At 64.5% G+C, this 12315-nt stretch carries 13 protein-coding genes; 4 read left to right on the top strand and 9 right to left on the bottom strand.

Translation table 11 applies throughout. From position 1 onward, the window contains the following. The first annotated feature begins 77 nt into the window (after positions 1–77). Entirely contained in the window at positions 78–674 is a 597-nt protein-coding gene (locus ACR65W_RS17325) for a TIGR00730 family Rossman fold protein (protein WP_434495781.1), read from the top strand. Here ACR65W_RS17325 and cimA read toward each other — a convergent pair. The 3 genes from cimA to ACR65W_RS17310 are packed head-to-tail and all read right to left on the bottom strand — an operon-like array spanning position 658 to position 2938. Then, complete coding sequence (cimA, locus tag ACR65W_RS17320) at positions 658–2295, bottom strand: citramalate synthase (RefSeq protein ID WP_434500749.1); 1638 nt, start codon at positions 2293–2295, stop codon at positions 658–660. The two genes, ACR65W_RS17325 and cimA, sit on opposite strands and share 17 nt — an antisense overlap. Then, entirely contained in the window at positions 2295–2804 is a 510-nt protein-coding gene (locus tag ACR65W_RS17315; protein ID WP_434500748.1) for a GNAT family N-acetyltransferase, read from the bottom strand. The genes cimA and ACR65W_RS17315 overlap by 1 nt, the downstream gene beginning before the upstream one ends. Continuing rightward, positions 2804–2938, bottom strand: coding sequence for a hypothetical protein (locus ACR65W_RS17310; protein WP_269750296.1), 135 nt, complete (start codon positions 2936–2938; stop codon positions 2804–2806). Before ACR65W_RS17310 ends, ACR65W_RS17315 begins: the two co-directional genes overlap by 1 nt. Before the next feature lie 103 nt (positions 2939–3041). Here ACR65W_RS17310 and ACR65W_RS17305 point away from each other — a divergent pair, with 103 nt between their 5' ends. Next, a complete protein-coding gene (locus ACR65W_RS17305) occupies positions 3042–3422 on the top strand; it encodes an endonuclease domain-containing protein (protein WP_434500747.1) in 381 nt (126 codons plus the stop codon). A gap of 587 nt (positions 3423–4009) precedes the next feature. Here the strand turns inward: ACR65W_RS17305 and cysS are convergent. Beyond that, the gene (gene cysS / locus ACR65W_RS17300) at positions 4010–5437 is read right to left on the bottom strand and encodes a cysteine--tRNA ligase (protein ID WP_434500746.1); all 1428 of its coding nucleotides are present in this window, start codon (positions 5435–5437) and stop codon (positions 4010–4012) included. A gap of 260 nt (positions 5438–5697) precedes the next feature. On the opposite strand from cysS, the gene ACR65W_RS17295 reads away from it, so the two are divergent. Beyond that, positions 5698–6030: a hypothetical protein gene (locus ACR65W_RS17295; protein WP_434500745.1), complete on the top strand. Its 333-nt coding sequence runs from the start codon at positions 5698–5700 to the stop codon at positions 6028–6030. A gap of 2 nt (positions 6031–6032) precedes the next feature. On the opposite strand, the gene ACR65W_RS17290 is transcribed toward ACR65W_RS17295, so the two are convergent. Beyond that, a complete protein-coding gene (locus ACR65W_RS17290) occupies positions 6033–6551 on the bottom strand; it encodes a CreA family protein (protein WP_434500744.1) in 519 nt (172 codons plus the stop codon). Positions 6552–7008: 457 nt separating this feature from the next. Here ACR65W_RS17290 and ACR65W_RS17285 point away from each other — a divergent pair, with 457 nt between their 5' ends. Then, positions 7009–8106, top strand: a complete 1098-nt coding sequence (locus tag ACR65W_RS17285; protein WP_434500743.1) for a DUF2865 domain-containing protein — start codon at positions 7009–7011, stop codon at positions 8104–8106. Between the two features lie 18 nt (positions 8107–8124). On the opposite strand, the gene cckA is transcribed toward ACR65W_RS17285, so the two are convergent. The 4 genes from cckA to dksA all read right to left on the bottom strand — a co-directional run bounded on the left by cckA (position 8125) and on the right by dksA (position 12248). Continuing rightward, positions 8125–10653 (bottom strand): cell cycle histidine kinase CckA, encoded by a 2529-nt coding sequence (cckA, locus tag ACR65W_RS17280; RefSeq protein WP_434500742.1) that lies wholly within the window; start codon positions 10651–10653, stop codon positions 8125–8127. Between the two features lie 150 nt (positions 10654–10803). Then, complete coding sequence (locus tag ACR65W_RS17275; RefSeq protein ID WP_434500741.1) at positions 10804–11124, bottom strand: hypothetical protein; 321 nt, start codon at positions 11122–11124, stop codon at positions 10804–10806. Positions 11125–11311: 187 nt separating this feature from the next. Further along, positions 11312–11674 carry a hypothetical protein gene (locus ACR65W_RS17270; protein WP_434500740.1) on the bottom strand — a complete coding sequence of 121 codons (363 nt, stop codon included), beginning with the start codon at positions 11672–11674 and terminating at the stop codon, positions 11312–11314. A gap of 157 nt (positions 11675–11831) precedes the next feature. Beyond that, a complete protein-coding gene (gene dksA, locus ACR65W_RS17265) occupies positions 11832–12248 on the bottom strand; it encodes an RNA polymerase-binding protein DksA (protein ID WP_014890379.1) in 417 nt (138 codons plus the stop codon). Between the last annotated feature and the right edge of the window lie 67 nt (positions 12249–12315).

Here is a 12315-nt window from a genome sequence, read left to right as displayed (position 1 = left end):
GCTTGGCGTCATATATGACGTTTAGAAGCAATGCGCACCCCGCGCGAGGCGCCGTCGAACGCTGCATGAGAATGCACATGCGAGAAATCAAGAATGTTTGCGTCTATTGCGGCTCCTCGATCGGCGCCGATCCGCGTCACACGGCGGCGGCGCGCGCGTTGGGCGTCGCCCTGGCGCGCGCTGGGGTCGGCCTCGTTTATGGCGGCGGGGCGATCGGCTTAATGGGCGTTCTGGCGAAGGCCACGGTCGCCGCCGGGGGCGTTGTCACGGGAATCATTCCCGAGTTCTTGGACCGAAGGGAGATTCCCTTTACGGGCGCGACGGAACTCGTCGTCGTCGACGACATGCACACGCGCAAGCGCCTGATGTTCGAGCGATCCGACGCCTTCATCGCGCTGCCTGGAGGCATCGGCACTTTGGAGGAGCTGACCGAGCAGCTGACCTGGATCCAGCTCGGCCGTCACACCAAGCCTCTGGTCATCGCCGACATCGGCGGCTTCTGGCGGCCGCTGCTGTCGCTTTTCGCTCATATGCGGAACGAGGAATTCTTCGGCGAAGTCGATAACGTGCGCTATCTCGTGGCCGAACGCGTCGAAGACATCCTGCCGATGATTTTCGCAGCGGTCCGCCATTCGCCTGACATCAGCGAGACAGCTATCACCGAACGGCTTTAGCGGTTTCACGGTCGTTGCGCTCGACCGACACCAGCAGCTTGTAGTTGATCGCGTCGACGAGCGCCTCGAAGGACGCGTCGATGACGTTGGCCGAAACGCCGACGGTGGACCACCGCTCGCCCTCGCCGTCGGCGCATTCGACGAGAACGCGCGTCACCGCGTCTGTGCCGCCCTGGAACACGCGAACGCGATAGTCGACGAGCCGAACGTCCTCGATGAAGCGCTGATAGGCGCCGAGATCCTTGCGCAGCGCGAGATCGAGGGCGTTGACGGGGCCGTTGCCTTCGGCGGCGGAAATGCGGCTCTCGCCATCCACATTGATCTTGACGATCGCCTCGGCGCCCTGGTCCTCGAAGCCGCCATTCCGGGCGAAGCGCCGATCGACCGCGACGCTGTAGCGTTCGATGTCGAAGAAATGCGGCGCCTCGCCGAGCACGCGCTTCGCCAGAAGAAAGAACGAGGCGTCGGCGCCCTCATAGGCGTAGCCTTGCGCTTCCTTCTCCTTCACCTCGTCGAGAAGCCGCGCCAGACGCGGATCGTCCTTGTCGAGGACGACGCCCAATCGGCCAAGCTCGGCCGCGATGTTGGAGCGTCCCGCCTGATCGGATACGAGCACGCGCCGCACATTGCCGACCGATTCCGGCGTGACATGTTCGTACGTGCGCGGATCGGTCAGCACCGCCGAGGCGTGAATGCCGGCCTTGGTCGCGAAGGCGCTGGCGCCGACATAGGGCGCATGGCGGTTCGGCGCGCGGTTGAGAAGCTCATCGAGCGCATGGCTCACGCGCGTCAGATGCGTCAGCTTCTCTTGCGTCACGCCGATCTCGAAGCGCTCGGCAAATTCGCTCTTCAGCAATAGCGTCGGAATGATCGTCGTGAGATTGGCGTTACCGCAGCGTTCGCCAAGACCGTTGAGCGTGCCTTGAATCTGCCGCGCGCCGGCGCGCACGGCGGCAAGCGAATTCGCCACCGCCTGTCCGGTGTCGTCATGGCAATGCACACCGACGCGGTCTCCTGGAATCTGCTTGACCACCTCCGCGACGATGCTTTCAACCTCGTGCGGCAGCGTGCCGCCGTTGGTGTCGCAGAGGACGACCCAGCGCGCGCCAGCCGCATGCGCGGCCCTCGCGCAGGCCAGCGCATAGTCGGGGTTGGCCTCGAAGCCGTCGAAGAAATGCTCGCAATCGACCGCGACTTCCTTGCCGCGCGCGACGGCGGCTTTTACGGATTGCGTAACGCTCTCGAGATTGTCCTCTTCCGTGGAACGTAAGGCGACGCGGACCTGAAAGTCCCAGCTCTTGGCGACGAAAGTGACGACGTCGGCGCTGCTGTCGAGGAGCGCCGCGACGCCCGGATCATTCTCTACCGAGCGGCCCTGCCGCCGCGTCATGCCGAAGGCGGCGAAGCGCGCGCGTAGTTTCGGACGCCGCGCAAAAAACTCGGTGTCGAGCGGATTGGCGCCGGGATAGCCGCCTTCAATATAGTCGATTCCGAGTTCGTCCAGCATGGCGGCGATCTGACGCTTGTCGTCGAGCGAGAAATCGACGCCCGTCGTCTGCGCGCCGTCGCGCAGCGTCGTGTCGTATAGCGTCAGCCGTTCCTTGGCCCGTTCCTTGGCCATCAATGCGCTCTCCCGGCGGCGGGCGCCGCCAGCTCCTTGGTCATCGTCGTATTGCCGAGCCATTGGCCGCCGATCTCGATCATATTGCGGGTCGTGGCCACATAGCCGCGCGCCGCGAAAAAGTCCTGCGCCGCGTCGGAGGCCTCGACCGTCAGCAGTGTCGTGCCGCGCGCGGCGGCGAGTTTTTCGATCGCCTCGGCGAGCGCCGACCCGACCCCCTTGCGCGCGATGTCGGGCCGCACATAGAGCATGTCGAACATCTTGTTGTCGCGCAGCGAAGCGAAGCCGGCGATGTCCCCGTCAACAAGCGCGACGATGCTCAGCGCGTCGGCGAGGCGCGACGCGAAGGCCGCTTCGTCGTCAGCCGCAGCCGCCCAGGCTTCGCGCTGCGCTTCATCATAGTCATCGGCTGCAAGCGCCTCGACGCTGGCGCGAAAGAGCGCCGCGAGCGTCGCGGCGTCTGCGGGCAGAAACGGCCGCAGACCGGGCGTTTGCGCGCTGCGCGCCATCACACGATCTCGAAGGCGCGCAGCAGATGCCAGGCGATGAACGCCGCGAGCGCCAGCACGATCAGCTTGAACGCGAGATAGAGCGCCCAGTGGCGCTTGAAGGGAAGCGTCTTTTTCCAGTCATCGTTGGACATATCGCGACCTCGCGGAACGAACCCTCTCCCGATGGGAGAGGGTGGCCGCGGCGCGGCCGGGAGAGGGGTTTCCCGCTATCGAATTTTGCGATTTGATCGATAAATGGCGGGCAAGAACATTTCCATCGCGCGCAGACTGCGGCGCGAGAGCACGGGTCCCGAGGAAATCCTCTGGCGTGAACTGCGCGCCTCGCGTTTCCATGGGCTCAAGTTTCGCCGTCAAGCTCCGATTGCGGGGTATATCGCAGACTTCTGCTGCTACAGCCTCGGACTCACCATCGAACTCGATGGCGGCCATCATGCAGATCAACCGCTTTCTGACGCCGCGCGCCGCGCTGCGATCGAAAGTCACGGTTATCTGGAATTGCGCTTCACGAATGACGAGGTGAAAGAACGATTGGATTGGGTTCTGCAGGAAATCCTTCGCGCCGTCGATATTGCTCGCGCACGCATGCCGCGAACGCCCCTGCCCCGCCTCGACTGAAAAAAGGTTCGCGTCACCCTCTCCCAGAGGGAGAGGGTCGGTCCAAAGGACCGGGGTGAGAGGCAACGATCCGGGGCGCAAAGGCGCGCGCAAACGAGCGGCGCGGCAACCCCTCTCCCGGCCGCTCCGCGGCTGCGCTCTCCCAATGGGAGAGGGTTGCGCGCCTTTTATTGAGAGAGAAGGCGCTGCCCGGCGACGCAGGTTACGCGCAGCGCCACCCTCTCCCATGGGGAGAGGGTCGGACCGGAGGTCCGGGGTGAGGGGCAACGATCCGGGACGCAAAGGCGCGCGCAAACGACCGGCGCGGCAACCCCTCTCCCGGCCGCTCCGCGGCCACCCTCTCCCCAGGGGAGAGGGTGGCGCGCGCTTGATTGAGAGAGAAGGGCTTGCCCGGCGACGCAGGTTACGCGCGGCCCCACCCTCTCCCAGAGGGAGAGGGTCGGTCCGAAGGACCGGGGTGAGGGGCAACGATGTTGGGCGCAAAGGCGCGCGCAAACGACCGGCGCGGCAACCCCTCTCCCGGCCGCTCCGCGGCCACCCTCTCCCAATGGGAGAGGGTTGCGCGCGCTTGATTGAGAGAGGAGCGCTCATCGCTTCACCTCCCAGGTCGTCGCGCCATCCTTGTGATCCTTGAGAATAATGCCCATGGCGGCGAGTTCGTCGCGGATGCGGTCTGACTCGGCCCAATTTTTTGAGGCGCGGGCGGCATTGCGCGCCGATACACGGTTGTTGATAACTTGCTTAAATTCGGTTTCAACACCCAATGCGGCGGACATGGTATCGGGGGCTTCAGATGCGCGCATTGTCCCGAATATTGTATTAATTGCGCTTCCCTTTCCCGTGAATCCGATTAGCTGAAGCGCGCCCAACAGCTCAGGATACGATCCGCGCTTGCCCAATGAGTGCAATTCAGCGAGTAGCTGCGCGGTATTCAAATCATCCGACAAGGCATTAACTGCCGACACCGGAGCGGCGAATTGATCGTCCGTATCCAATCCAAGTTCAAATATTCGTCCATACCACGACGAAAGCGCCTGTTCCGCCTCCTCCAGCGCCTTCACTGTCCAATCGATCGGCTGGCGGTAATGCGTCTTCAACATCGCAAGCCGCAGCACTTCGCCCGGCCACTTCCGCCCCCCAAACTTCTCCGTATGCAGCAGTTCGTGGATCGTCACGAAATTCCCCAGGCTCTTGGACATTTTCTCGCCCTCGACCTGCAGGAAGCCATTATGCATCCAGTAATTCGCCATCACGTCCTGACCGAAGGCGCAGCAACTTTGCGCGATTTCGTTTTCGTGATGCGGAAAGACGAGGTCGATGCCGCCGCCGTGGATGTCGAAGGTTTCGCCCAAGTGCGCCCAGGACATCGCCGAACATTCGATATGCCAGCCGGGACGTCCCCTGCCCCACGGGCTGTCCCAGCCCGGCTCGTTCTCCTTTGACGGCTTCCACAGCACGAAATCCATGTCGCCGCGCTTATAGGGCGCGACGTCGACGCGCGCGCCGGCGATCATTTCATCGAGCGAGCGCCGCGACAGGCGCCCGTAGCTCGGCATGGACGGCACGTCGAAGAGCACATGGCCGTCGGCCGCATAGGCGTGGCCAGAGGCGATCAACCGCTCGATGATCGCGACCATCTGCGCGATGTGCTCGGTCGCGCGCGGCTGCACGGTCGGCTCGAGACAGCCCAGCGCCTTCACGTCCTGCTGAAAGACCTTGTTGGTCTCTTCCGTCAGTTCGCGAATGGTGATTCCGCGCTCAGCGGCCCGCGCGTTGATCTTATCGTCGACGTCGGTGATGTTGCGAACGTACGTGACATGCTCGGCGCCGTAGAGATGGCGCAGCAGACGAAACAACACGTCGAAAACGATGAGCGGCCTGGAGTTGCCGATATGGGCGTAGTCGTAGACCGTCGGCCCGCAGACATACATGCGCACATGCGCGGGATCGATCGGACGGAATTCCTCCTTCGTCCGGGTCAGCGTATTGTAAATTTTCAGCGCAGGCGTCGACATGAATTTCCCCGCAAGGCCGCCGGCCGGGGCGTCGCTTCATGTCGTTTTGAGAGACGTGACGGCTCCGGCCAGCGTGATCGCTAGCTGATAATGGTCTTCCGACAAATGGTGAGCCGAGGCGTCATGGCGGCGACCATGCGCCAAAGCGCGCCGCCGCGTCAAGCGCGACACCGATTCGAGCCGCGGAGGTTTAACTCGGGTTTTACCGCTTTGCGCTAGCTCTGACGAGGGCCGTCTCGGTCATTTGGGACTCGTTCATTATGTGGAAATATGAGGCGCCGATCGCGCGGCGCGCGCTTGCGCCGCTGCTCGCGGGCGCGCTGTTCGGCGCCGGCTACGCCTGCGACGCACAGGCCGAGGCGAGCGCTGGCGCCGCCTATGTCATCTCCGATCAGGAGGGCTACGGCCTGACGGAATGCCTCACGCACAAGGCCGATTGCGGCAAGATCGTCGCCGACTCCTGGTGCGCGGCGCACGGGCATGGCGCGGCCAGAACTTTCGGCCGCGCCAACGATGTGACCGCCTCGGTCGACGTCCACGCTGCGCGCGCCTCTATCGAGCCGGATGCGGCGGTCGTCGCCTGCTTCGATTAGCGTCAGCGCAGAAACTCTCCGCATCGCGGGACTTCGTTCTGGCCGGCCCAGGGCTGAATGGCGACGGTCGAGGTCGAACTCTCGGGCGAGCCTTCGACGAGCTTGTCGGAATAGACCATATAGATCAGCACATTGCGCTTTGCATCGCAGCCGCGAACGATATGCATGCGCTTGAACAGCAGCGAACGCCGCTCGCTGAACGCCGTATCGCCCTGGCCGAACTTCTCCTTGAATTTGATCGGGGCGTATTGCCGGCAGGCGAGCGAAACCTCCGACGACTGCTCTGCGACCCCGAACAGGCCGGCGACGCCGCCTCTTTCATGCGCCGTATAGTAGCAGACAACGCCATCGATCATCGGATCGTCGATTCCGTAGGTCGCGAGCTTGTCGTTTGGCGTGAGAAGCTTGAAATCCACCGATTTGCGGAAGATGAGATCCGGTCCATTCTGCGCGAAGGCCGTCGCGGCGCCGAAACAAAGAAAGGCCGTCGAAATCAGAGCCAGCAATTTGGAACGCTTCATGTCGGCAACCTCCTAGATCACGCCGCCTTTGGGCGAAATCGCCCCAGACGGACAACGTGACCGATTTCGAAAGCTTAGAGCGCGCTCTAGGCGAAAAACCTCAATTCCACTTTTTCGCGCGCCGCGCTCGAGCGACGCCGTTGCCGATATGGGCGAAGCACCGCGGCAAGGGAAGGGCTTCGACCCTGGGCGCGGCAAAAAATTCAACGCGCGCCAAGCGGGTTGGCGGCGTCGGCCGGGCGCCTTGTTGCCGACATGATGGACGCGATTAATCGAGCGACATTTGCTCCGCGGCCTGGTTTGGTGAAAATGACGCGATTCGTCGCAAGCGACGCGCGCCGGAACATCCGTCATTAAGCGACCGCGCGAGCGTTTCTCGGCTTCTTGCCAGAATGTGAAGAGAGCCAAAAACTTCAATGAGGCCGCGACCATAAAGCTCTTTTTGACGAAAAGCGCCTTGAGGCGAACGAAACTCGCCGCCGCCGTCGGCGTCGCTTTCGGCCTCCTCGCCGTTTCGCCGGCAGCAGGGGAAAGTCCCTACTGTACGGAGTTGCGCGCGCAGATCGCCCGCGCCAGCGCCGGCAGCCGGGTTGGTCGATTCCAGGCCGCGGCGGCGAAGCAGCGCGGCGAATACGCCCGCGTCGCCGCGCGCGCTCGCGCGCTGGGCTGCGACCGGGGCCAGTTCCTCTTCTTCGGCGATCCGCCGCCGCCCCAGTGCGGACAAATCAACGCGCAACTGAATCAGCTGTCGGGCGCCGTGGCCGCCTATGAGCGGGCCAGCGCCGACGACGGCGGCCAGCGTCAGGCGCTTGCCGCTCGTTATGAGGCGGAGTGCCGCAATCCTCAGGCGGCGCAGGCGCGCGTCGCACGGCCACGCAATTTCTTCGAGGAGCTGTTCGGCGTCATGCCCGACGACAGCTCGGGAATGCGCGAAGCTCCGGTCGGTCCAGACCTGGATCAGGAGCCTTCGGACGGAACGCCGCGCGGGGGCCCAATGGCGATCTGCGTGCGCGCATGCGACGGCGGCTTTTTCCCGATCAACTATTCGGCGCGCAGCTCCAATCTCGACGATCTCGCGACGATGTGCCGGGCGCTGTGTCCCAACGCCGAGGTGAAACTCTACACGGCGTCGCAATGGAAGGGTCTCAGTTCCGCGCTTTCGATCGACGGCGAAGCTTATTCGAACCATCCCAACGCGCATAAATTCGAGACGACCTATGATCCGTCCTGCGGCTGCAAGCCGCCGGGGCGGTCTTGGGCCGAGGCGCTCGCCGACGCCGAGCGGCTTATCGCCGAGCGCAATGCGAAGGATCAGGTCGTCACCGCGGAGCAGGCCGAGCAATTGTCGCGCGCGCTGCCGCCCGGCGTTGCACGCGGTCGGAAAGCGAAGGGCTCCGCGCCGGCGGCGCCAGAATCGACGGCGACGGTGGAACCGGCGGCCCAGGCGCAGCCCAGCGCCGCGGACGGCGCGGCCGCTACGCCGGAAACCTATCGCGAAATCGTTGGAGCTGATGGAATTAAGCGCCGCGTGCGAGTCGTCGCGCCGGCATTGTGAGCTGATTTCTGCGCCGCGTCAGGGCATATGCGCCTTGACCGTCTCGATCAGCTGTTTGATCGAGAACGGCTTCGCCAGGAAGCCGAAATCGCCTTCGGGAAGGTTTTTGGCGAAGGCCTCTTCGGCATAGCCGGAAACGAAGATCACCTTCGCGACGACGCCGCGCTTGCGCAATTCGGCAAACATCGCGGGACCATCCATCTCCGGCATCACCACGTCGGAGACGATGAGATCGATCTTGCCGTCGACGCGCTCGACGACCTCGAGCGCCTCCATGCCCGTGGCCGCTTCGAGCACCGTGAATCCGCGCGAACTTAAGGCTCGCGCGCCGATCGAGCGCACGGCGTCCTCGTCTTCGACGAGGAGAACCACGCCCTGTCCCGTGTAGTCCGCAGCGACCTTGGGCGTATCGGCCTTCTGCGACGTCTCCTTCTCCTCCGGCGCGTAGCGCGGCAGGAAAATGCGGAACACCGCGCCCCGCCCGACCTCGCTGTCGACGAAGATGAAGCCGCCCGACTGCTTGACGATGCCGAAGACCGTCGAAAGGCCAAGCCCCGTGCCTTTGCCGACCTCCTTCGTCGTGAAGAAGGGTTCGAAGATCTTTTCCTTCACATCGGCGGGAATGCCGCTGCCCGAGTCCTCGACCTCAACCAGCACATAATCCGCCGCCGGCAGAGCCGCCTCATTAAAGGCGGCGCACTCCGAGGCGGCGACATTGCGCGTGCGGATCTGCACCCGTCCGCCTGTCTCCAGCATGGCGTCGCGCGCGTTGACGACGAGATTGATGATCACCTGTTCGAACTGGGTGATATCGGCCTTCACGAACCAGAGATCGCGACCCAGACGCAGTTCGAGCTCGTTCTTTTCGCCGACGACGCGGCGCAGCAAATTCTGCACTTCGGAGAGCGCGTCGCCGAGCTGCAGGACTTGCGGGCGCAACGTCTGCCGGCGAGAGAAGGCGAGCAGCTGCCGCGTCAGGCCTGCCGCGCGATTGGCGGTTTCCTTGATCTGGCGGATATCGCGGAAGGCGGGGTCGGTCGGCCTATGGCTGGAGAGCAGCAGATCCGAATAGCCGATGATCGCCGTCAGCATATTGTTGAAGTCATGCGCGATGCCGCCGGCGAGCTGGCCGACCGCATTCATCTTCTGCGACTGCGCGAACTCCTCCTGCAGCTTGCGCTGCTCGGTCGTGTCGAGCGCATAGACCATCGCGCCTTTCTTGCCGGCGTCCTCGGCGGAAGAGACGAAGAAACGCGCCGAACGGGTCGCCGCGCCGGCGGCGTCTTCCTCGAACACCACGTTGATCGGGCGCACTTCGCCTTTGCCTTCGATCGCGTCTTCGATCGCGGCGCGCAGGGCGGCACCGTCGCGTTCACCGAGCCCCGTCAGCACCGACCATGGCGCCGCGGCTGCGCCCTGGCCCGACTTCAGCGCTTGGGGCAGCAATTTCGCGAAGGCCGCGTTCGACGTCAGCACGCGGCCCTCGCCGTCGAGCGTCGCCATCGCCATCGGCGTCGAGTTGAAGAAGCGCGCGAAACGCACCTCCGCCGCGCGCAAATTCTCTTCCGGCTGCTCGCCGGAGGCGCGGTTGAGCACCAAGGTGCGCGAAGGGCCGGCTTCGCCGTTCTGGCCAAACGCGACCTGATGCAGCAGCCTCACCGGCAGCGACTTGCCGTTGCGGCATCGCAGGTCGAGGTCGATCTGCTCGGCGCGCACGTCGCCCGGCGCGCCCGAGATGGCGGCGAGAAGCGCCGCGCCGCTATGCGCGACGATGGAGGACAGCGTCGCGCCGCCAGATCCAACTTGCGTGAGATCGTAGCCCAGCCATCCGGCGAGCGTTTTGTTCATATAAGAGACGGCGCCGTCCGGACTGGCGGAAAAAAAGCCCGCCGGCGCGTGATCGAGAAAATCGATCGCGTGCTGCAGCTCCTGGAAGACGTTCTCCTGCCGCTGTCGATCGGCGGTCACGTCGGCCACCGCCCATAGACAGCACCGCCCGCTCGACGTCGTCGGCAGCGGCCGAACGCGAATCCGGTACCAGCCGACCGGCCCCTGCCCCGAGAGCGGCGGCGAAAGCCGCAGATCTTCGCTATGCGAAACGCCGGCGCGCGCCGCCTGGGCCAGTCGGTAGATCGCCTCCGAGACCTCAGGCGGCCCTGAGAACAGCCGCTCGACCGGCTGAACGCCGGAAGCGTCTTTCGCGTCGCACATCGCCGTATAGGCTTCATTGGCGTAAACGATGCGCGCGTCGCCTCTGGTGACGAGTAGCCCTTCTCCGGAAGCGTCGGCGATGAGCTTCGTCACGTCGTTGCCCGCGACTCGGCCGGAGAAGTGAATCAATCCGACCGCATAGGCGAAAAGAAAGAAGATTCCGGCGACGCCGAAAACCGCGAGCGCCAGAATGGTGACGCGCGGCGCGAGGTCCGAAGGCGTCAGGTAATAGGCGGCGACGCCCGCGACCAACGCGATGACGAGGGCGAGCGTCAATCCCACATTGGCGGGCCGCTCGCTGCGTCCCAAGTCGGACGCTTCGGTCCTGTCGCTCATTTCTTAACCACCCGCGTCATATATCGCCGATCGCGACGGCCATGCTGACGCCGGCGCGCCGATTATTAGTCTGCCGACGCCTACAGAATCATCTAAAACAATGGCCGTGAACGCCAATAATAGCAACGCCGGACGTGGGAAGGGCGCTGATTAGCCAAACATTAACCAATCATTAACCTTTTTTCGGCGCTTGCCAGGAAAGCTGTTAATTTGGCAAGGTTCACGCGCGTTCGAACGAGAGACTAGCCGTTCATGCCCGATAAATTCACTCAACTGCTGCCGGCGCTTGGAGCGCTCGTTGCGTTCCTCGTCGCTGCGGTGCTCGTGCTTTATATTTTCCGTCTGTTGTTCGGACGCCGCATCCGTTCGCCCGGCGGCCGCAATCGCGCGCGCCGGCTGGACGTCGTCGATGTCTACGACCTCGACCGCGAGCGCCAGCTCGTCATTGTGCGGCGCGACAACGTTGAACATCTGCTCCTGATCGGCGGCCCTACCGACATCCTCGTCGAAGCGACGATCAGCCGGCTTGAAGGCGCTGTCAGCCGCGGGCCGGAGCAGCGCCCGGGACCGCCGGCGGCGGCGAACTGGCCCGCCGGGCCCCCGACTCCGCCACGAGAGCTCGAAACGCCGCTGCCGAAGCCCGCGGCGGCGGGCCCCGTCAATCTGCCGCCTGACCTCTTCGCGCCGGCGCCTCCGAGGCCTGCTGCGCCGCCGCCTCCCCCGCCGCCGCCGCCAGCCGGACCGAGAGTTTCGAGTCCGGCCGCGCCGCAGCGCCCGGCTCCGCCCCGCTCGCCGACGCCGCCTTTCCTGGCGCGCGCTCAGCAGCGGCTGGCCCCGCGTCCGAAGGAGCCGCCGCCAGAAGCCGCGGCCCCGCCTCCGCCTCCTCTGCCGCCCGCGGCTCCTCCAAGGCCGGCAGAACCGCCGCCGGCGCCAAGGCCCGCAGCGCCGCCGTCGCCGGCCGCCGCCAGGCCTGCAGCGCCACCGCCTGCGCCGCCACCGCCGCCAAAGCCTGCGGCGCCACCGCCTCCTCCACCGCCGTCGGCGGCTCCGGCCGACGTGGATCCGCTGGACTCGCTTGAAGCGGAGATGGCGCGACTGCTCGGCCGCTCGGATCAGAAGGAATGAAAAAGGGCGTCGCCAACGGCGACGCCCTCACTTTTTCCCCAAGGCTTTCGGACTCAATCGTCTCGATAGACTTTTTCGCGCCGTTCGTGACGCTCCTGCGCCTCGATCGACAGGGTCGCGATTGGACGCGCGTCGAGGCGCTTGAGGGAGATCGGCTCCCCCGTTTCCTCGCAATAGCCGTAACTGCCGTCGTCGAGGCGCGTCAGCGCCGCGTCGATTTTGGCGATGAGCTTGCGCTGCCGGTCGCGCGCGCGCAGTTCGATGGCGCGATCGGTTTCGGACGACGCGCGATCTGCCAGATCAGGATGGTTTTCGTTTTCATTCTGCAGAGTGGCCAGCGTTTCGCGACTCTCTTGCAGAATGTCCTCCTTCCAAGCCAGCAGTTTGCGCCGGAAATATTCGCGCTGCCGATCGCACATGAAGGGTTCGTCTTCGGAAGGCTTATACGTTTCTTCCAGATCCACCGCCATCTCGCGAATCCTTAATTGGCCTATAGGCGACGCCTATATAGCCGCGACGGGCGCCACATACAATCAT

Origin of the sequence: Methylocystis sp. (assembly GCF_051062815.1) — a bacterium.
Taxonomy (GTDB): domain Bacteria; phylum Pseudomonadota; class Alphaproteobacteria; order Rhizobiales; family Beijerinckiaceae; genus Methylocystis.
Note: the sequence above shows the minus strand (reverse complement) of the source record. Positions and strands in the feature narration are given on the sequence as shown.

What these genes read in the sequence shown, in the direction of transcription:
- ACR65W_RS17325 (WP_434495781.1), top strand. Translation starts at nt 78, where the DNA reads ATGCGAGAAATCAAGAATGTTTGCGTCTATTGCGGCTCCTCGATCGGC.
- cimA (WP_434500749.1), bottom strand. Translation starts at nt 2,295, where the DNA reads ATGGCCAAGGAACGGGCCAAGGAACGGCTGACGCTATACGACACGACG.
- ACR65W_RS17315 (WP_434500748.1), bottom strand. Translation starts at nt 2,804, where the DNA reads ATGGCGCGCAGCGCGCAAACGCCCGGTCTGCGGCCGTTTCTGCCCGCA.
- ACR65W_RS17310 (WP_269750296.1), bottom strand. Translation starts at nt 2,938, where the DNA reads ATGTCCAACGATGACTGGAAAAAGACGCTTCCCTTCAAGCGCCACTGG.
- ACR65W_RS17305 (WP_434500747.1), top strand. Translation starts at nt 3,042, where the DNA reads ATGGCGGGCAAGAACATTTCCATCGCGCGCAGACTGCGGCGCGAGAGC.
- cysS (WP_434500746.1), bottom strand. Translation starts at nt 5,437, where the DNA reads ATGTCGACGCCTGCGCTGAAAATTTACAATACGCTGACCCGGACGAAG.
- ACR65W_RS17295 (WP_434500745.1), top strand. Translation starts at nt 5,698, where the DNA reads ATGTGGAAATATGAGGCGCCGATCGCGCGGCGCGCGCTTGCGCCGCTG.
- ACR65W_RS17290 (WP_434500744.1), bottom strand. Translation starts at nt 6,551, where the DNA reads ATGAAGCGTTCCAAATTGCTGGCTCTGATTTCGACGGCCTTTCTTTGT.
- cckA (WP_434500742.1), bottom strand. Translation starts at nt 10,653, where the DNA reads ATGAGCGACAGGACCGAAGCGTCCGACTTGGGACGCAGCGAGCGGCCC.
- ACR65W_RS17275 (WP_434500741.1), bottom strand. Translation starts at nt 11,124, where the DNA reads ATGTTCAACGTTGTCGCGCCGCACAATGACGAGCTGGCGCTCGCGGTC.
- dksA (WP_014890379.1), bottom strand. Translation starts at nt 12,248, where the DNA reads ATGGCGGTGGATCTGGAAGAAACGTATAAGCCTTCCGAAGACGAACCC.